This is a genomic window from Bacillus sp. ISL-4, from assembly GCF_018613275.1.
GTDB classification, from domain to species: domain Bacteria; phylum Bacillota; class Bacilli; order Bacillales; family DSM-1321; genus Peribacillus; species Peribacillus simplex_E.
This window is the reverse complement of sequence record NZ_JAGGQN010000009.1, coordinates 118304-137743: the sequence shown is the minus strand read 5'-3', so window position 1 is coordinate 137743 and position 19440 is coordinate 118304. Positions and strand designations below refer to the sequence as shown.

Genomic DNA, 19440 nt, shown 5'->3' with positions numbered 1-19440 from the left:
TTTATCTACATAGAGGGGTGAACAGAAGATGGGAACAGTGAGGTTGACTACAGCCCAGGCTTTGATCAAGTTTTTAAATCAGCAGTACATTCATGTTGATGGTGAAGAGTCTCCGTTTGTAGAAGGGATATTTAATGTATTCGGCCATGGGAATGTCGTTGGAATTGGTCAGGCACTCGAACAGGACGCTGGCCACTTGAAAGTGATTCAAGGAAAGAATGAGCAAGGGATGGCACACGCAGCAATCGCCTACAGCCGGGAAATGCTACGAAGGAAAATTTATGCCGTCACTACATCTGCCGGGCCAGGCTCGGCAAACTTGATAGCTGCGGCGGGGACGGCACTTGCCAACAATATCCCTGTCCTCTTACTTCCTGCTGATACATTTGCGACACGTCAGCCGGATCCGGTTCTTCAGCAACTTGAGCATGAGCATAGTACGGCCATCACAACTAATGACGCTTTTCTGGCAGTATCAAGATATTGGGATCGCGTCACTCGCCCTGAGCAGCTCATGTCCAGTCTGATCCGGGCCTTCGAGGTGATGACCAATCCCGGGAAAGCCGGGCCAGCGACGATATGCATCTCACAGGACGTAGAAGGGGAAGCATTCGATTTCGATGAACATTTTTTTGAAAAACGCGTCCATTATTTAGATCGGAAAATTCCGGTAGAACGGGAACTGCAAGGAGCTGCCGAGAGAATTAGAGCAAGTAAGAAGCCGATCATCATCGTCGGTGGCGGAGCAAGATATTCCGGAGCTCGGGATATTTTGATGAAGCTGGCAGAAAAGCATAACATTCCACTTGTGGAAACACAGGCAGGTAAATCGACGGTGGAATCATCTTTTCCTAAGAATTTGGGCGGAGTCGGCATTCTCGGTACGATGGCTGCCAATAAGGCTGCCCGCCAGGCAGATCTCGTAATTGGTGTCGGGACCCGCTATACGGACTTTACGACGTCTTCCAAAACTGCATTTGATTTTGAAAGGACAAGGTTTTTGAACATTAACGTCAGCCGCCTTCAAACCTATAAATTAGATGGATTTCAGGTCGTCGCTGATGCAAAAGTGGCGCTTGAGAACCTTGAAGCGTTACTAGTAGGCTATGAAACCGAATATGGGGAGATGATTGGAGATTGGAAGGAGGAGTGGCTTTCCGAACGGACCCGTTTAAGTCAAGTCACTTTCAGCCGTGAAAATTTCATGCCTGAAATCAAAAGCCAGTTTTCACAGCAAGTCTTGAATGAATACTCGGATGCATTAAAAACTGAATTGGCCCAATCCACTGCGATGATCGCAATAAACGATACGGTCGATCAGGAAAGTGTGGTGGTCGGTTCAGCTGGATCACTTCCGGGTGACTTGCAGCGCCTCTGGCATTCAAGCGTGCCAAACACGTACCATCTTGAATATGGATTCTCCTGCATGGGGTATGAAATTGCAGGAACTTTAGGAGCTAAGCTTGCCCATCCAGACCGGGAAGTCTATGCAATGGTAGGGGACGGCAGTTTTCTGATGCTGCATTCGGAATTGATCACAGCCATCCAATATAATCATAAAATCAATATTTTATTGTTTGATAATTCTGGCTTTGGCTGCATCAACAATCTGCAAATGGAGAATGGCAGCGGAACATATTGCTGTGAGTTCAGAACACATGATAACCAAATCATGAATATTGATTACGCAAAAGTGGCGGAAGGGTACGGAGCCAAAACTTATCGGGCCAATACGGTCGATGAGCTGAAAGCTGCATTGGAGGATGCAAAGAAACAGTCGGCATCTACATTAATAGAAATGAAGGTTCTGCCGAAAACGATGACGGATGGTTATGACTCCTGGTGGAATGTTGGCGTGGCAGAGGTCTCTGAACGAGAAAGTATACAAAGGGCATATGAAGCGAGACAAGAGAAATTAAAAATGGCCAAACAATATTAAAAGGGGGAAGTCGGAAAATGCAGGAGATTTCGTGGGGGATTGCCCCAATTGGCTGGCGTAATGATGACATACCGGAAATCGGAGCTGAAAACACCTTATCCCACCTTTTAAGCGATATTGTCGTGGCAGGATTTCAGGGGACCGAAGTGGGAGGTTTCTTTCCGGAACCGGCGGTCCTGAATAAAGAGCTGCAGCTTCGGAACTTAAAAATAGCCGGTCAGTGGTTCAGCAGTTTCATCATCCGTGATGGCATCGAAATAGCAGAACGGGATTTCCATGAACATTGCAAATATTTACAGGCTGTCGATGGAGATGTAGCGGTAGTTTCCGAACAGACCTACAGTATCCAGGGCGGAAGGTACGATGTATTTAAGGAAAAGCCCCACTTTACTGAAGAAGAATGGGGAATGTTGTGTACGGGCCTGAATCGGCTCGGGGCTATTGCTGGACTTTACAACTTAAAACTGGTGTATCACCACCACATGGGGACAGGGGTCCAGACACTGAGTGAAATTGACCGCCTTATGGAAAATACCGAAAAGAAAGTGCATCTGTTATATGATACTGGACATATTTTTGTATCGGATGGCGATTGCATGTCCCTTCTGCAAAAGCATATCGACCGCATTGGGCACGTTCATTTCAAGGATGTGAGGAATAACGTGCTGGAGCAGTGCCGGAAAGAGGGGAAATCATTTCAAGAATCTTTTTTAGCCGGCATGTTCACGGTGCCTGGTGACGGCTGCATTGACTTTGTGGAGGCTTACCAAACATTACTGGAAAATCATTATAAAGGCTGGATTGTAGTAGAGGCGGAACAAGATCCTTGCGTTGCCCATCCGTTGGAATACGCATTAATCGCTCGCAAGTATATAAATGACAGGCTGCTCCTAGTTCAAGATTAAAAACTAGAAAGAAGTGATTAATTTGAGTAATGATGGAAATCAAATGGCATTCTTACGCAAGATTATTATTATCTCGACGTTAGGCGGTCTTTTGTTCGGATATGATACAGGTGTCATTAACGGTGCCTTGCCGTTCATGTCCGAAGCGGATCAACTTAACCTCAATTCACTTACGCAAGGACTTGTTGCCAGTTCACTTCTTTTAGGCGCGGCACTTGGAGCGTTTCTGGGAGGCAGGCTTTCGGATTATGCGGGCCGCCGAAAAAACATTCTTTTTCTTTCGGTACTTTTTTTCCTTTCCACCATTGGATGCACGTTTGCACCGAATGTTACGGTCATGATTGTCTGCCGTTTTCTACTCGGACTTGCGGTAGGCGGGGCGTCAGTAACCGTTCCTACTTATTTGGCGGAAATGTCTCCTGCTGAACGACGCGGCCGGATCGTCACCCAAAATGAATTGATGATTGTTAGCGGACAGCTGCTTGCATTCATCTTCAATGCCATTCTAGGGACAACGATGGGTGACAGTTCACATGTTTGGCGTTACATGCTGGCAATAGCATCACTTCCAGCCATACTTCTTTTCTTTGGCATGATCAGGTTGCCTGAAAGTCCAAGGTGGCTTGTGTCCAAGAACAAAAGTGAAGAGGCTCTGAAGGTTTTGAAAAGAATACGTAAAATGGATGAGGCAGAATCTGAATTTCAGGGAATCAAAGCGACATTCGATGAGGAGAACCATGTTAAAAAAGCTACATATAAAGATTTGACCGTCCCATGGATACGGAGAATTGTCTTTCTTGGAATCGGAATTGCCATCGTTCAGCAAATAACGGGCGTAAATTCTATCATGTACTATGGTACCCAAATTTTAAAAGATGCAGGGTTTGAGACAAAAGCTGCTTTGATTGGGAATATTGCAAACGGTATCATTTCTGTTTTGGCAACGTTTTTAGGCATTTGGCTGCTTGGTAAAATCGGGCGCCGTCCAATGCTCTTAACCGGTTTGATCGGGACTACGACCACATTGCTATTGATTGGCGTCTTATCTTCCCTTCTTGAAGGGGCGGCTGCCCTTCCCTATCTCATTTTGTCCTTGACCGTCACTTTCCTTGCCTTTCAGCAGGGAGCCATTTCACCGGTTACCTGGTTGATGCTTTCAGAGATCTTCCCGCTTCAAGTACGTGGGCTCGGTATGGGTGTCACCGTATTTTTCCTTTGGGGCGTGAACTTTCTAATCGGCTTAACATTCCCGGTTTTATTAGATAAAGTCGGATTGTCTACCACATTCTATATCTTTTTCGCTTTAGGCATCATCGCTATCATCTTTGTGAAAAAGTTTTTACCGGAAACGAGAGGACTTACACTTGAACAGCTTGAACAAAACTTCCGCAATCATGGAAAAGAACCTGCAAAGGAAATAACACAAATAATTTAAGAGTTATAGAGTAATAAACCAGATATTCATAAAAGGAGGAATATGATCATGACATTAAATTTTGGTGTAATAGGAACGGGTGCCATCGGCCGAGAGCATATTAAAAGAATTACGGACAAATTATCCGGAGGGAAAATTGTGGCTGTAACCGATGTGAATGAAGAGGCGGCAAAGCAGGTCGTGGAACAATATGGACTTGAGGCACTTGTATATCCGGATGACCAATCACTCGTAAACTCGGAAAATGTCGATGCTGTGCTTGTTACGAGTTGGGGCCCTGCACATGAGCAAAACGTATTGAATGCGATTGAAGCTGGCAAATATGTATTCTGTGAAAAGCCACTGGCAACAACGGCGGAAGGCTGCAGGAGAATTGCCGAAGCGGAAATGAAACACGGAAAGCGTTTGGTGCAAGTTGGCTTTATGCGACGTTATGATAGCGGTTACGTACAACTGAAAGAAGCCATTGATAGAAATGAAATTGGCGAGCCGCTCATGGTCCGCTGTGTACATCGCAACCCAGAAGTGGATGAAAAATATACGACGGAAATGGCGGTCGTTGATACATTGATTCATGAGATTGATGTATTGCATTGGTTAATCAGCGATGATTACAAATCAGTTCAAGTCATTTACCCGAAAAAAGCAAGCCGCGGGCATGCTAACTTAAAAGATCCCCAACTCATCATAATGGAAACAAAGAGCGGGATTGTCATTCAAGCTGAAGTATTCGTGAATTGTAAATATGGCTATGATATCCAATGTGAAGTCATTGGTGAGGAAGGTGTTGCGTATCTTCCTGAACCAGCGAGCATCGTGACAAGGAAAGGCGCAAAACGGAGCACGAATATCTTGGTAGATTGGAAAGATCGTTTTATGGATGCATATGACATAGAATTACAGGATTTCATAGACTCCATTATAAAGACAGGGCAGCCGAATGGTCCGACTTCATGGGACGGATACATTGCTGCCGTAACAGCTGATGCTTGTGTAAAAGCACAAGCATCCGGACAGAAAGAATCCGTTGACCTTGAAGAGAAGCCGGCTTTTTATACGGGAAAAATCACTGTACAGTGAACGTAACCATGCATGGAAACGAAAAAAATTTATAGGGGGAAAGACCAATGAAACTAGCTTTGGATCCTACGATGTATGCCAATTTATCATTAAAAGAAATGGTCGATAAAACAGCGGAACTAGGCTATGAATATATCGAACTGTCACCGAGGGAAGATTTTTGTCCATTCTATAAATATCCTAAAGTGGATAAGGAACAGATTAAGAATTTGAAACGCTGGTGTAGCGACGCAGGTGTGAAGATATCATCCTTGCTTCCGCTTTACTACTGGGCCGGTCCTGATGAGGAACGGCGCCAGGCCGCAGTCCGAAATTGGAAACGTGCCATTGAAGTTGCAGTGGAATTGGATGTTGACTTGATGAATAGTGAATTTAACGGGTCTAAATTCAATGAAGTTATCTGTGAAGAGAAATTCATTAAATCGATGGATGAGCTCCTCCCGGTATTTGAAAGGGAAGGCGTTAAACTGAATTTGCAGGCACACCCATTCGATTTCATTGAAACGCATGAGGGAGCGATGGATATGATCCGTGCCCTTGACCGTCCGTGGATCAACCTTGTGTATTCAACCGCCCATACATTTTTCTATGATGATGGCAAAGGCGATATCGCCCCTATGTTCGATTCTGCCGGGGATCGCCTGCAACATGTCTTGTTTGCAGATACATTCAATCATAAAGCATCCAACGGACTCCGTTATATCGTCAATCCTCCAGGTGTCGAGGCAACCGTCCACCAGCATTTGAACATCGGCGAAGCGGAAGTTGACTTTGATACGATCTTCAAAAAACTGAAAGAAATGAATTTTGACGGCATCGCGACAAATGCAGTATTTGCTTGGATCGACAAAGCGGACTGGTCAAGTAAGCTTATGCTTGAAAAAATGAGAGACGGATTGGGTTTAGCAGAAAGAATTGGAGGCTGACAGAATGAAACTTTGTTTCAACCAAGCGACAACACTTGAAAATTCCAACTTGGTCAAAGATCTCAAACACTGTGAAAAACATGGTTACGATTATATCGAAATCCGTACCATGGATAAATTGCCTGAGTATTTGGAAGAGCACTCTATTGAAGACCTAGCCGAATTTTTTAACGAAAATCATATTAAACCGCTTGCCTTCAACGCGCTCGTATTCTTTAATAACCGAGATGAAGACGGCCATAAGGCGATAATAGGCGAATTTAAAAACATGATGATCATGGCGGAGAAATTGGGTGTGAAATATGTGGTGGCGGTTCCGCTTGTAACGGAAGCGAAAATATTGAAAGAAGATATTAAAAACAGCTGTGTGGAAGTATTGACTGAGCTTTCCGAGATCGCTGAACCGTTTGGCGTCAAAATTGCTGTGGAGTTTGTCGGGCATCCGCAATGTACTGTGAATACATTCGGTCAGGCATACGATATCGTTGAAACGGTCAACCGTGATAATGTTGGGTTGGTGCTGGACTGTTTTCACTTCCATGCCATGGGTTCCAGTTTGGAAGACTTGAAGAAAGCGGATGGGGCGAAAATCTTCATTTTACACATTGATGATACAGAGGATTTTCCGATCGGCTTTTTGACGGATGAAGACCGGGTATGGCCTGGGCACGGTGCCATAGATTTAGACAGCATATTATCCATTTTGAAGGGAATTGGTTATTCTGACGTTGCCTCTGTGGAATTGTTCCGTCCGGAATATTATGATCTCGATGCTGAAGAAGCCATTAAGACAGCAAAAGAAACGACAATTCAAGTTATTTCGAAACATTTTGCACTGCAGAACTCATAAAGTGATCATGTAATCTCGGGAATAAGGGGGTGAAGGAATAATGCCTTTAGTATCAATGAGAGAGATGCTTTTAAAAGCAAAAGCAGAAAGGTATGCTGTGGGTCAATATAATATTAATGGTTTGGCATTCGCCCAGTCGTTTTTACAAGCTGCCAATGAGGAACGAGCGCCGATCATACTTGCGGCATCGGACAGGCTTGTTGATTATCTTGGCGGATTTAAAACGATTGCGGCCATGGTAAAAAGTCTTATGGAAGAAATGGACATTACGGTTCCGGTTGCCCTTCATCTTGATCATGGAATGGATGTAGAACGATGCAGGAAAGCGATCGATGCGGGTTTTACATCGGTCATGATCGATGGATCCCGTCATCCAATAGATGTAAATATTGAAATCACCAAAATGGTTGTCGACTATGCCCAAAAGAGCGGCGTTTCCGTTGAGGCGGAAGTGGGGACAGTCGGTGGGACGGAAGATGGCCTCGTTGGCGGTATTCAATATGCAGATCCTAATGAATGCACGAGGATTGTAAAAGAAACGGAAATTGATGCACTAGCGGCTGCTTTGGGTTCCGTTCATGGCCCGTATCAAGGAGAACCTAAACTCGGTTTTGAGGAAATGGAATCAATTTCGAACATGACGAATGTACCTCTCGTCTTACATGGAGGCTCAGGTATTCCGCTGCACCAAATTAAAAAAGCAATTGAACTTGGACACGCCAAAATAAATGTTAATACCGAAAGCATACAAGTGTGGGCAAAAACGATTCGGGAAGTATTGGCCGTTGAAGGAAAAGTATATGAGCCTCGCGCCATCATCAGACCAGCGAAAGAAGCTATCATCACCGTCGTGAAGAGAAAAATGGCAGAGTTCAATACAAGTGGAAAGGCTTAAGAATGAAAAGGTGTTCCCGATTACGCTGCGGGCACCTTTTTGTACATTCACTTTGTGCATGAGGTGCCATTGCTGAAAGATAGTTCGCTGGTTAGGGGAAGTGTTGCAATGACTTTGTTACATAACGCACGAAATAGATTTTTATTTTTAGTGCTCTCATTTATTTTTTGGTTTTCAAATTTCATTTATATTCCCATTTTGTCTCCTTACCTTGAGACGATTGGAGGGGATTATACATTTATCGGCATGGTATTAGGCAGTTATGGGCTGATGCAATTTCTCTTCAGGCTTCCGTTCGGAATTTTTTCCGACCTCATAAAAGTAAGGAAACCTTTTATTATATTTGGAATGGTCGTGAGTACATTGAGTTGCGTGACATTTGCATGGGCCAATAGTTTAGGCTGGATCCTTTTGGCACGCTCGTTAGCTGGAATTGCCGCTGCAACTTGGGTAGCCTTCACCATTTTATTTTCCAGCTATTTTTCAGAACGTGATCTTCACCGAGCGATGGGCAGTATCTCATTAGCTGTGGTTCTGGCACAGCTGCTTGGAATGGTGGTCAGCGGGTACATTGTCGATCAATGGGGATGGCAAGCACCTTTTTGGATGGGAGGAATTATCGGTCTCGTTGGTATCGTCCTTTCACTATTTATTTACGAATCAAACGAAGATTTTCCGAAAGAGCCTATTCAATTGAAAGAACTCGTATCAGTCATGCTTGAACCGGCGCTTTTAAAAGTATCATTTCTATCCATTCTCGCACATGGCATCATCTTCACGACAATGTTCGGGTTCACCCCGACATTTGCTTTAAAGCTTGGTCTCCAAACTGATGAGATCAGCATGGTCATCTTTTCATTCATGATTCCTCATGCCATTGCCACCATGCTTATCGGAAAAATATTCGTACCATTATTCGGACAATGGAGGTTACTGAAACTAGCATTCGGACTAACGGCCATTTTTACAATATGTACGCCATTAATAGATACAAAAGGGATGCTTTTTATGATCCAAGGATTGAATGGATTCTCATTAGGCACTCTTTTTCCCTTGTTTTTAGGAATGGCGGTGGAGTCGATTCCCCTTGAAAAAAGGGCAACGGCCATGGGGGCATATCAAGCAATCTACGCGATTGGTATGTTTGCAGGACCTTTCATTGCAGGAGTATTGATTTCACATTTAGGTATTTCAGCAGGATTTTATTTCGCTGGATCATTAGGTGCAACCGCTGTGTTCTTTATGATTGTATGGAGTCGCCTTGAAAGGAAAGCAACAAAACATAATTTGAAATTGAGCTAAGCGATGTGAAAGGGATGCTAAAATAGAGGAGGAGAACTTATGAAGGTTGGTTTAGTTACGGACATTTTAGGTTACATGCCATTTGAAGAGATGCTGGATACGTGTGTGGATCAGGGAATAGAGACACTGGAGCTTGGATGTGGCAATTGGTCGGATGCTCCACATCTCGATCTCGATGGACTTCTTGGCAGCACCGCAAAACGAAAGCAATTTTCAAATGAATTAAATGTAAGGGGGATTAGCATTGCAGCGTTGAATTGTTCTGGCAATCAGCTTAATCCATCAGATGAAGGAACCATGCATAAAGCCGTTGTTAATAAGACCTTTCAGCTAGCTGGGCTTTTAGGAGTCGAAACGGTTGTCATGATGTCGGGGTGTCCTGGCGGCGGACCAAGTGACAGGACGCCCAATTGGCTGACACATCCCATTTTGCCCTCACATTTTGAGATGCTTGATTGGCAGTGGAATGAGGTGGCGTTCCCTTATTGGGAAAAAGCTGTGAAAACGGCAAAAAAAAATGGAGTTAGAAAGGTTGCCATCGAAAATCTAGGCTGCAATTTAGTTTACAATCCTGAGACACTCTTTAAATTGAGGGATGAAGTCGGTGATACGGTCGGTATGAATTTTGATCCGAGTCATTTATTTTGGATGGGCGGTGACCCCATCGCAGCTTAAAGGAATTTAGGAGTCGCAGTTTATCATATTCATGCAAAAGATGTCCGCTTAGAAAGAGGGATATATGATGCCCAGGGATTGATTGATGTGAAGCCGATGAACCAATATTCAGATAGATCATGGAATTATGTTGCACTCGGTTATGGACTCGACAGTGGCTGGTGGAAGGAGTTTTTTACTATCGTTAAAATGATAGGTTATGAAGGGCCCATCGTTCTTGAAATGGAAGATTTGACAATGGAACCAATAACGGGCGTGAAAAAATCCTTGAATGTTTTGAAAGAAACGTTGCCTAGAGAATTCGATGTTTTAACATGAAGTCTAAATTACTTTATAATGGACTTAATGAAAATGAAAAAAAGAAATTGGCAGGTGGAGATAATAGTATGAAAATGAGCGATGTGGCGAAATTGGCAAACGTATCTCCTGCAACCGTTTCAAGAGTGCTCAGACAGCCGGATTTAGTCAGCGAGGATACTAAACAAAAGGTGCTGCAGGTGATTGAAGAGATGAATTACAAGCCTCACATGATTGCCAGTCAGTTCAGGACGAAAGAGACAAAGATCATTCTCGTCGTCGTTCCGGATATAACAAGGCCCTTTTTTTCCGAAGTGCTTCGGGGCATTGAGCATACAGCTGTAGAAAATGGCTATCAGGTTATATTGGGAGATACGGAGAATGACATTGAACGGGAAAAGGAATATATCGAATTGCTATACAAAAAGCAGGCAGATGGAGCGTTACTCCTTACCGCTAGAATGAACAGGGAAAGCCTGGAAAAACTATCAAATCAATTTCCAATTGTACTGGCATGTGAATACGTGGACGGACTGGACATACCAACTGTTTCGATCGACAATGTAAGCAGTGCCAGAAAAGTTACGGAACATTTAATCAAGCTTGGGCATAGACGGATTGCCCATATAACAGGGCCTATGAACATCATTCTTAGCCGGGATCGCCTAGGGGGGTTCCAGCAGGCAATGAATAGCCATCACTTGGAGGTCAATCCGGAATACATCCAGGAAGGGGATTATGGCATTGACTCGGGTTATGACCAGATGGTGAAATTATTATCGCTGGAAAACAAGCCTGAAGCAGTTTTTGTTTTTAATGATGAAATGGCGCTGGGAGCTGTAAAGGCGATCCAGGATCATGGCTTGAGCGTTCCCGAGGATATTGCTGTCGTAGGTTTTGATAATTTGAAAATTGCATCGATTTTTAATCCTCATATAACGACCATTGACCAGCCTAAGTACGAAATAGGGAAAAAGGCAACGAACCTATTGCTGACCTTAATGAAAGGCGGAACGATTGAAAAGAAAAAATTCGTTCTGGAAGATGAGTTGATCATCCGCGAATCTTGCGGTTCCAAATTGGAAAAAAGCTTGAATGCATAAAATGTTTGACAAGATTGCTATGTTAGTAATTGAAGGCTTCCTTTTATGGGAGCCTTTTTGCATGTCGACTAAGATGTAAAAACCACATTTGTGGGGAAAACATACCAGGAGGATTTTTCACAGTATGAATTATTGAGTCTATAAAGCAGGGGAACAACCGGAGCAACAGGATCGATAGGAATAACAGGTGAAACCGGTCCAACAGGAATAGTGGGGGCAACCGGTTTCCGCTTACAAGTAACCAAAATTCAGGGTCATTTAAGTGAATGGAGCCAACACTGTGTTTACCGTTCCTGTGAATGGTCGCTAACAGGTGTTGCAGAAGCTTCACTGACATCATTGGTTTAATTAATGTAAGCTTTAACCTTAATAATATGGAAACGTAAATGATATTTATCCCATTCATCTTGAATGTGGATTTTTTTTTCGATGGATGAATTCAGGGCTTTTAGTGGATTCTAGTCCAGATGAATTTACAAATACTTTTTGTATTTCTTTAATTTATAGATGACTGTTGGCTGGCTGATGCCCAAATGTTCTGCCATCTCGTATGTGGTTTTACATTTTTTCCATGCTTTTGCAATCAGTTGCCTTTCAACCTTTTCCAGTGTCTTTTTTAAATCGAAATTCTCTTCACAATCCTGTTCGATTGCAAGGAAGGTGGAGTCTTCAGGCTGTTCCCCTGTGATGGATTGCGGAAGGTGTTCGGGAAATATAATTGATTCTTCGATGGTCAGGATTAACCGTTCAATTAAGTTTTCTAATTCCCGTATATTTCCGGGCCAATGATAATGAGACAAAACTTCATACGTCGATGGATGGATTTTTTTGAATTTCTGGTATTTATCACTGGTTTTCTGTAAGTAATGCTGAATTAAGAGAGGGATATCTTCTTTACGCTCATGTAATGCCGGAATTTGGATGGGAATCACATTCAAACGATAAAATAAGTCCAATCTAAACTTACCTTGACTTACCATCTCCTTCAAGTCTTGATTAGTTGCTGCAACCAGGCGGAAGTTAATATGATTTTCTTTTTTTCCTCCGATGCGCTTTATCTTTTTTTCCTGTAATACTTTCAGTAATTTAGCTTGCATGGCAAGTGGGAGTTCCCCGATTTCATCCAAGAAAAGAGTTCCGCTGTCAGCCTGCTCAATCAGGCCTTGCCTCCCTTGTTTATTTGCCCCTGTAAATGATCCCGGCTCATAGCCGAATATTTCCGATTCAAACAAGCTATCAGGTATCGTACTGCAATTCACTTCGATAAAAGGTTCTTTCTTTCGGTTGCTTTGGTCATGAACAGCACGGGCAAAAGTGCTTTTCCCTACCCCGGAAGGTCCTAATAAGAGAATCGTGGCATCGGTTTTTGCAACATTATGGATCGTTTTTAAAATATGCTTCGTTTCATTACTTCTAGCAATCAAATAATGGTAATCCAGTTCCTTTTCTCTTAAATCCTCGACTTCCGTTTGATAGCCTTTTATTTTTCGTTGTAATTGTTCAAATTGATCCTGCAATTGAAGGATCTCGGTTTGATCCTGACCATAGCTGATAACCCTAACGAGAAGTCCTTCCTTATTAAAAATGGGATAGCCAGTCGACATGACAACATGACCCGTTTTCGTTTCCTGCATTATGCGCTTCGCTTTCTTTTCTTTTAAAACAATCGCATTGATGGAAGGTGTGAGTAGGCCCTCGCTTTCTAATCGATAGACGGAGGTACCGATATAAGAGTCACTTTCCATACCATAAATCTCCCAAAGCTTCGGGTTGGAATATAAAATGATTCCATCTTGATCGGTAATGAGAATGTTATTATTCGATGTTTCAATAATCTTATTTAGTTCTTCCTCCAGCATATCATCGTACATACATTCCGCTCCTTTCGGTTTTGGGATGCTGTTTAATTAAAATATAAATCAAATAGTCTAAATAATCAAAAATTAAATCAAAAAACAAGAAAATGATTAAGTTTTTAATCATTTGATGAAACAAAATAATGAAAAGCCTTATATACCGCAGCGAAATAGTTGGCCTGAATCTTGCTTATGTAAAAGGTAAGAAGAGAATTTTCAAACAAGGTGTTATATATATCCATTCTATTTGAAAAGATGGAAGTTTGTATGACATCTGCCATTGCAGTGGAGTGAAAAATAATAGCAGAATTAGAATTTAGGAGGATGTTACATGATGAAGTATCAACCGAAAGACTCATTCAAATCGCCCCGTTTTTGTGGAGTGCGTACGTTTATGCGGCTCCCATTTGTTGAACGGGTAGATGAACATATGGATTTTGTCATTACGGGAATTCCTTTTGATTCCGGGCAATCATTTAGAACGGGTGCGAGATTCGGACCAGAAGCCATTCGCGATTTTTCAATCCTTTTACGTCCTTATAATCCAGAACAAGATATTAATATTTTTGACTATATATCAGGAATTGATTATGGAGATATTCCGATCATTCCGGGGTATATTTCTGAAACATATAAAAAGATCGAAGAAGAGCTTACCCCCGTCATTGAAAAAGGGATCATTCCCATTTCATTGGGGGGCGATCATTCCATTACGCTAGGGGAGTTACGTGCGATCGTAAAAAAACATGGTCCAGTTGCCCTGCTTCAATTCGATGCCCACTCTGATACTTGGGATAGTTATTTTGATCAAAAGTATAATCACGGAACCGTTTTTCGCCGCGCAATAGAAGAGGGTCTCATCGATGTATCACGATCTCTTCAAATTGGTATGAGGGGAGGTCTATATGGACCGGAGGATCTTCAGGATGCCCGGGATTTAGGTTTGGGCGTTTATACGACAAACGATTATAAACGTATCGGGGTCGATAAGATGCTAAGGGTCATTCATGAGCGTGTTGCGGATGGTCCGGTGTTTTTATCCTTTGACATTGATTTCTTAGATCCGGTCTATGCTCCAGGAACGGGTACCCCTGAAGTTTCCGGAGCCAGCATTGATGATGCTTTAGCCTTAGTGAGAGGATTGACGAATATAGATTTTGTTGGATTCGATCTTGTTGAGGTTTTACCATCATACGATCACGGACAAATCACGGCTGCCGCAGCCGCTAATATTGTCTATGAATTCATCACACTCATCGCTCTCGCAAAAAAAGTGAAACTAGAGAAAAAAGAGAGAGCCGGAGATTTGGAAACCCAGCTTAACAAGTAATTCCTCATTTTTACTGGAAAGAAGGAAGGTATCGGTGTAATCCCTTCCTTCCCTCTTTACTAAGCGATAGAACATAACAAGCCCAAAAGGAGATGTGTAAATGCATATTTTGGATATATCGATCATGATTCTATATTTTTCTGTTTTAATCATTGTGGGAGTAATCGGATCCAAACGGGCAAAAACGGCAGATGATTTCATTGTGGCAGGACGTAATCTTGGTCATTTTATGTATTTATCCTGTTTAGCTGCTGTGATATTAGGGGGTGCTTCTACTCTAGGAACAGCAAAGTTAGGTTATCAGTTTGGGATATCCGGTATTTGGCTAGTGGTGATGATTGGGCTCGGCATTATCGCTATCGGGTTGTTTTTAACAAATAAGATATTTAATTTAAAAGTATTGACGATCAGTGAAATGCTTGAGAAGCGCTACAACTCTCAGACAAGATTGATCAGTGCCCTTGTCTCTGTTATCTATACATTCATGCTGACTGTAACGCAAGTGATTGGGATGGGGACGATTTTACATGTTTTGGCTGGCTGGAATTTAACGTTTTCCATGATAGTCGGGGGTGGGATCGTTTTATTTTATACGATATTAGGAGGTATGTGGTCAGTCACCATGACTGATGTCGTACAATTCGTCATCATGACGATCGGTATTTTCTTTATCATGCTTCCGATGAGCATCTCTAAGGCAGGAGGGTGGGACTCGCTTAAGGAAAATCTCCCTGCATCACATTTCGAGCTAGGAAACATTGGCGGAGAGACAATTTTTCAATATTTCCTACTATTCACTCTAGGGGTAGTTGTTGGCCAAGATATTTGGCAGCGTCTTTTTACCGCACGAACCAAAGCTGTTTCTCGTGGCGGAACGGTTGGAGCGGGACTATATAGTGTTTTTTATGCGATAGCAATCAGTATCATTGGAATGTGCGCTTTTATTATCCTTCCCGATTTAGGTGATCCACAAAATGCATTTACAAGCATAGCGTTGGTAACTTTACCTGCTGGTCTATTGGGAGTTGTCATTGCAAGTGTGGTATCTGCCCTAATGTCCACAGCTTCAGGAACTTTGCTTGCTTCGTCCACTTTAGTTGTTAATGACATCATTAAAAAATATATTGGTCCAAAAATGAGTGAACGACAATTTTTAAAAACATCCCGAATTACAACTTTAGCGATTGGTGTATTGGCCATAATTGTTTCGATATGGATTCAAGATATTTTAGTTGCATTGGATGTGGCTTACGCAATTTTATCCGGTGCTGTGTTCTTTCCAATCATCCTTGGTTTCTTTTGGAAAAGGGTCACGGCCACAGCAGCATTTTACTCGATTCTGGCCAGCATGATCGTTATTATTGTGGGATTGGTGGTTAATGGACCTTCCTCCACTCAACCAATTCTGTACGGGCTCGCTACTAGTTTTGTCGTCATCACTACGATTACCTTCCTAAGTTCCAATAATGATCACAAGAACGAAAGTGAAGTAAAGCAAGATGTAAAGGGTAAAGCTGACATGGACACCATGGTTAATTGATGGTCCGGCAAAAAAACGGAAAAATCGAGGAGGAAAGTAAAAATGACAAAGACTATTTCCCTGCAACCCGCAACATTCAAAACAATGGAAGAGGAACGCACTCACCGGAAGGAACGTTTGGCAGCTTCATTCCGCCTTTTTTCAAAGTTCGGTTTCGATGAAGGGGTAGCTGGCCATATTACCGTCCGTGATCCTAAATATACAGACCATTTCTGGGTCAATCCGTTTGGGATGCATTTTAGTCAAATTTCCGTTTCGGATCTTATATTGGTTAATCATAAAGGTGATATTGTAGAGGGTGAACATTCTGTGAATGGTGCTGCCTTTGCCATTCATTCTGAAATCCATAAAGCGCGACCGGAAGCGATTGCTGCGGCACATGCTCATTCGGTCTATGGAAAGACATGGTCTTCCTTAGGAAGACTGCTAGATCCGATTACGCAAGATGCCTGCCAATTTTACAATGACCATGCCTTATTTGATGATTTTACTGGCGTGGTTTATGCATCCGAAGAAGGAAAGCGCATTGCTAAGGCTTTAGGTCAATACAAAGCTGTCATCCTCCGCAATCATGGATTGTTAACGGTCGGCCAATCTGTAGATTCAGCTGCTTGGTGGTTCATAACGATGGAACGTTCATGTCAAGCACAGATAATGGCTGAATCTGTAGGTAAGCCGATTTTTATAGAAGAAGAGTATGCAAAGTTAACGGCAGAACAAACGGGAACGGAATATGAGGGATGGCTGAGTTTTCAGCCTCTTTGGGACAGAATCAGAAAAGAGCAACCAGATTTCTTGAAGTGATCATAAAGCAAGGCATGGTATAATCGCAACGGATTGCCTTCCCATAAAAGTGGAAAAGGGAATCGGAGGTTCTTGAGGAGGTTTTTATAATGTCTGGTTCTAAGAAAATAGCACCTTCACTTTATATCAGGGTCGATATACCGGAAAAATACATCAATGAGTTTAAGGCGATTTGTTCAGAAGTTGTTGTCGAGCCATGGGAATTCGGCGAACCTGAACCACAGCCAACAGTTGATTTATCAAAGTTTGATGTCCTTTATACGCTTGGGCTTCATGATAATCTTAACATTATAAAAAAAGCTCCAAGGATTAAATGGGTCCATTCAGACAGTGCTGGGGTGGAGGCCATGCTGAATGAAGATATACAGAACAGCGATGTCATCATCACCAATGTCAAAGGCTGCACATCTGTCCCGATAGCCGAGCATACAATCGCGATGCTATCTTCGTTAGCAAGAGGCGTACCGACAATGATCAGAAATCAAATAAACAAAACATGGGTTGAAATTCCTGTGAAAGATCTTGAAAATGCGACAGTGGGGATAATTGGGTATGGTGATATTGGTTATGAGATAGCCAAGAGATGTAAAGCACTGGGTATGACCGTTATTGGGTGCCGCCGGAATCCCTCCAAGAGGAACAAAGAATATGAACCTACTGATTTGATAATGGGTATGGATCAAGTGGATGAGGTCCTTTCCAGGTCCGATTTTGTCGTCTTGGCACTCCCGTTTACAAAAGATACCTCATACTTTTTTAATAAAGAACGCTTAAATAAAATGAAAAAAGGCAGCTATGTAATTAATGTCGGCCGTGGTAATACGATTGTGGATGAAGATTTAATCGATTCCTTGAGCAATGGGCACATAGCAGGAGCGGCTCTAGATGTGTTTGAAGTAGAACCTTTACCTAAGGATCACCCTTTCTGGCAGCTGGAAAATGTCATGGTTTCCCCACATAATGCTTACAACTCTTCCAATTACCTAGATCGTGTGATGGAATTATTCTTGAAAAATTTAAAGCTTTTTTCTGACAGTAAACCCCTAATGAACGTTGTGGAAAAAAAACTTGGTTATTAACAGTAATCGGTCTTTTGAAAAGAAGGTTTCAACGATCAATCATAAGAATGAAGTACGAGTGCAGACCCTAATGGGTTTGCTTTTTTTGTTTAAAAGCCACTGCTTCATCTTTTTCTTGTATAGGACAATCTCTGATCAGGAAAAGCTGGATATAAGGAGGCGATGTATGAATGGGTACTTTCGAAGTTATTTCCCTAATGCTAAGCTTTGGTATGTTTGTAATTGCTATTCTTGATTTCAAAAATCAAGACAAGAATCCTTGAAGATAATGATGGCCGGCCGATTATTTTGATTATTAATGTAAGCGTTTTAGTGGATTGTAGGTATTGATTCCTCGATTTTTTAAACTTGCAAAGAACACCATTATGAGGTGTTCTTCAGACTGTAGACAAACTCGATGAAAACTCAGTTTGCCTGCAGTTTTTTATTTAAAAAGTTCAGTTGATCTCAGAAATCAGCTCCCTTTCCGCCGACTGTCTGCCTAGCCCCCTCGGCGGAAGCGCCTGTGGTGTCTCGTCTAGCCAGTTATTCGGCAGGAGTGTCGCAAATTTCTTCAATCCAATGAGGATTACAGTTAAAAAACCACAAAGATCTGAGTACTTTATTCGACCGTTCACGAATTTTTTCGAACTTCACCTTACTATTCTGAATCCGAAACCCCATTTTGCCGCTAATCTGAGAACGCCATTATGAGGTGTTCTTTTTGTTTTCAATGAGTTCAATAGCATATTCCATTCATAGGCTTTGTCATTTTTGACAAAACATTGATATCCAAGTATAGTATATCTAATAGACCGGTTGATATAATTTAAAGGAGTGATCCAGCTATGGCAGAAAAACGAAACTCGAAAGACATTCTTATTGAGGCTGCTTCCCGACTTTTTCGGATACGTGGATATTACGGTGTAGGGCTCAAGGACATTATTGAGGAAAGTGGCATCCCAAAGGGTTCGCTGTATCATTATTTTCCGAAAGGCAAAGAAGAATTGGCGATCGAGGCGATTATTCATACAAAAGAATTCGTGATAGATGAAATTAAACGGGGATTTGATGAAATTGAAGACCCTATCAAAGCCATTCAGTCTCATATTTTTCATTTATCCGAGGTATTTGGTGATAGTGAAAATCTATTAGGACTGCCAATCGGGACGATTGCAGCGGAAACATATACGACGAGTGAGCAGATAAGAACGGCTTGTCAAGAAGCGATAGAAGATTGGCAATCCATATATGTGAAGAAATTACTCGAGGCGGAATTCAGTGAGAGACGGGCAAAAGAATTGAGTATCGTAATTAATGCTTTAATTGAAGGCGGAATCCTTTTATCCTTAACGGCGAAAAACGGGGAACCTCTCCAAGCCATTGCGGAACAGATACCATTATTGCTGATAAATAAATAAGTCATGTGGAAAAATTATCTTAAG

The 19440-nt window shown here is 42.3% G+C and carries 16 protein-coding genes and 2 pseudogenes; 16 read left to right on the top strand and 2 right to left on the bottom strand.

Translation table 11 applies throughout. From position 1 onward, the window contains the following. Positions 1 to 28 precede the first annotated feature (28 nt). From iolD to J7J00_RS06230, 10 genes and pseudogenes are all read left to right on the top strand, one after another. On the top strand, positions 29 to 1939 hold the full coding sequence (iolD, locus tag J7J00_RS06275; protein WP_214788861.1) for a 3D-(3,5/4)-trihydroxycyclohexane-1,2-dione acylhydrolase (decyclizing): 1911 nt from the start codon (positions 29 to 31) through the stop codon (positions 1937 to 1939). A 17-nt stretch (positions 1940 to 1956) separates the two neighbouring features. Further along, positions 1957 to 2844 (top strand): myo-inosose-2 dehydratase, encoded by an 888-nt coding sequence (iolE, locus tag J7J00_RS06270; protein WP_214788858.1) that lies wholly within the window; start codon positions 1957 to 1959, stop codon positions 2842 to 2844. Between the two features lie 22 nt (positions 2845 to 2866). Continuing rightward, the gene (locus J7J00_RS06265; RefSeq protein WP_214788855.1) at positions 2867 to 4279 is read left to right on the top strand and encodes a sugar porter family MFS transporter; all 1413 of its coding nucleotides are present in this window, start codon (positions 2867 to 2869) and stop codon (positions 4277 to 4279) included. Positions 4280 to 4327: 48 nt separating this feature from the next. Beyond that, a complete protein-coding gene (iolG, locus tag J7J00_RS06260; protein WP_214788852.1) occupies positions 4328 to 5359 on the top strand; it encodes a bifunctional inositol 2-dehydrogenase/D-chiro-inositol 1-dehydrogenase in 1032 nt (343 codons plus the stop codon). 47 nt (positions 5360 to 5406) lie between these two features. After that, positions 5407 to 6285: a sugar phosphate isomerase/epimerase family protein gene (locus tag J7J00_RS06255; protein WP_214788849.1), complete on the top strand. Its 879-nt coding sequence runs from the start codon at positions 5407 to 5409 to the stop codon at positions 6283 to 6285. Between the two features lie 4 nt (positions 6286 to 6289). After that, the gene (gene iolI / locus J7J00_RS06250) at positions 6290 to 7135 is read left to right on the top strand and encodes a 2-keto-myo-inositol isomerase (RefSeq protein ID WP_214788846.1); all 846 of its coding nucleotides are present in this window, start codon (positions 6290 to 6292) and stop codon (positions 7133 to 7135) included. A 40-nt stretch (positions 7136 to 7175) separates the two neighbouring features. Then, the gene (fba, locus tag J7J00_RS06245; RefSeq protein WP_214788843.1) at positions 7176 to 8030 is read left to right on the top strand and encodes a class II fructose-1,6-bisphosphate aldolase; all 855 of its coding nucleotides are present in this window, start codon (positions 7176 to 7178) and stop codon (positions 8028 to 8030) included. Positions 8031 to 8138: 108 nt separating this feature from the next. Then, positions 8139 to 9332: an MFS transporter gene (locus J7J00_RS06240; protein WP_214788841.1), complete on the top strand. Its 1194-nt coding sequence runs from the start codon at positions 8139 to 8141 to the stop codon at positions 9330 to 9332. A 39-nt stretch (positions 9333 to 9371) separates the two neighbouring features. Further along, positions 9372 to 10325, top strand: a pseudogene (locus J7J00_RS06235) (sugar phosphate isomerase/epimerase family protein). Between the two features lie 68 nt (positions 10326 to 10393). Then, a complete protein-coding gene (locus tag J7J00_RS06230) occupies positions 10394 to 11407 on the top strand; it encodes a LacI family DNA-binding transcriptional regulator (protein WP_214788936.1) in 1014 nt (337 codons plus the stop codon). A gap of 473 nt (positions 11408 to 11880) precedes the next feature. On the opposite strand, the gene J7J00_RS06225 is transcribed toward J7J00_RS06230, so the two are convergent. Then, positions 11881 to 13278, bottom strand: a complete 1398-nt coding sequence (locus J7J00_RS06225) for a sigma-54 interaction domain-containing protein (protein WP_286201208.1) — start codon at positions 13276 to 13278, stop codon at positions 11881 to 11883. Positions 13279 to 13594: 316 nt separating this feature from the next. Between J7J00_RS06225 and speB the strand changes: the two genes are divergently transcribed. From speB to J7J00_RS28835, 5 genes and pseudogenes are all read left to right on the top strand, one after another. After that, positions 13595 to 14593 carry an agmatinase gene (speB, locus tag J7J00_RS06220; RefSeq protein ID WP_214788837.1) on the top strand — a complete coding sequence of 333 codons (999 nt, stop codon included), beginning with the start codon at positions 13595 to 13597 and terminating at the stop codon, positions 14591 to 14593. A gap of 100 nt (positions 14594 to 14693) precedes the next feature. Next, entirely contained in the window at positions 14694 to 16133 is a 1440-nt protein-coding gene (locus J7J00_RS06215) for a sodium:solute symporter family protein (protein WP_214788834.1), read from the top strand. A gap of 30 nt (positions 16134 to 16163) precedes the next feature. After that, positions 16164 to 16937 (top strand): annotated as a pseudogene (locus tag J7J00_RS06210) (class II aldolase/adducin family protein); the annotation flags it as partial. Positions 16938 to 17026: 89 nt separating this feature from the next. Next, entirely contained in the window at positions 17027 to 18016 is a 990-nt protein-coding gene (locus J7J00_RS06205; RefSeq protein WP_214788827.1) for a D-2-hydroxyacid dehydrogenase, read from the top strand. Between the two features lie 170 nt (positions 18017 to 18186). After that, positions 18187 to 18279: a putative holin-like toxin gene (locus J7J00_RS28835; protein WP_230157323.1), complete on the top strand. Its 93-nt coding sequence runs from the start codon at positions 18187 to 18189 to the stop codon at positions 18277 to 18279. Positions 18280 to 18453: 174 nt separating this feature from the next. Here the strand turns inward: J7J00_RS28835 and J7J00_RS06200 are convergent, their stop codons facing one another. Beyond that, the gene (locus tag J7J00_RS06200) at positions 18454 to 18633 is read right to left on the bottom strand and encodes a hypothetical protein (RefSeq protein WP_214788824.1); all 180 of its coding nucleotides are present in this window, start codon (positions 18631 to 18633) and stop codon (positions 18454 to 18456) included. Between the two features lie 210 nt (positions 18634 to 18843). Here J7J00_RS06200 and J7J00_RS06195 point away from each other — a divergent pair, with 210 nt between their 5' ends. Continuing rightward, positions 18844 to 19416, top strand: coding sequence for a TetR/AcrR family transcriptional regulator (locus J7J00_RS06195; RefSeq protein WP_214788821.1), 573 nt, complete (start codon positions 18844 to 18846; stop codon positions 19414 to 19416). The last annotated feature ends 24 nt before the right edge of the window (positions 19417 to 19440 follow it).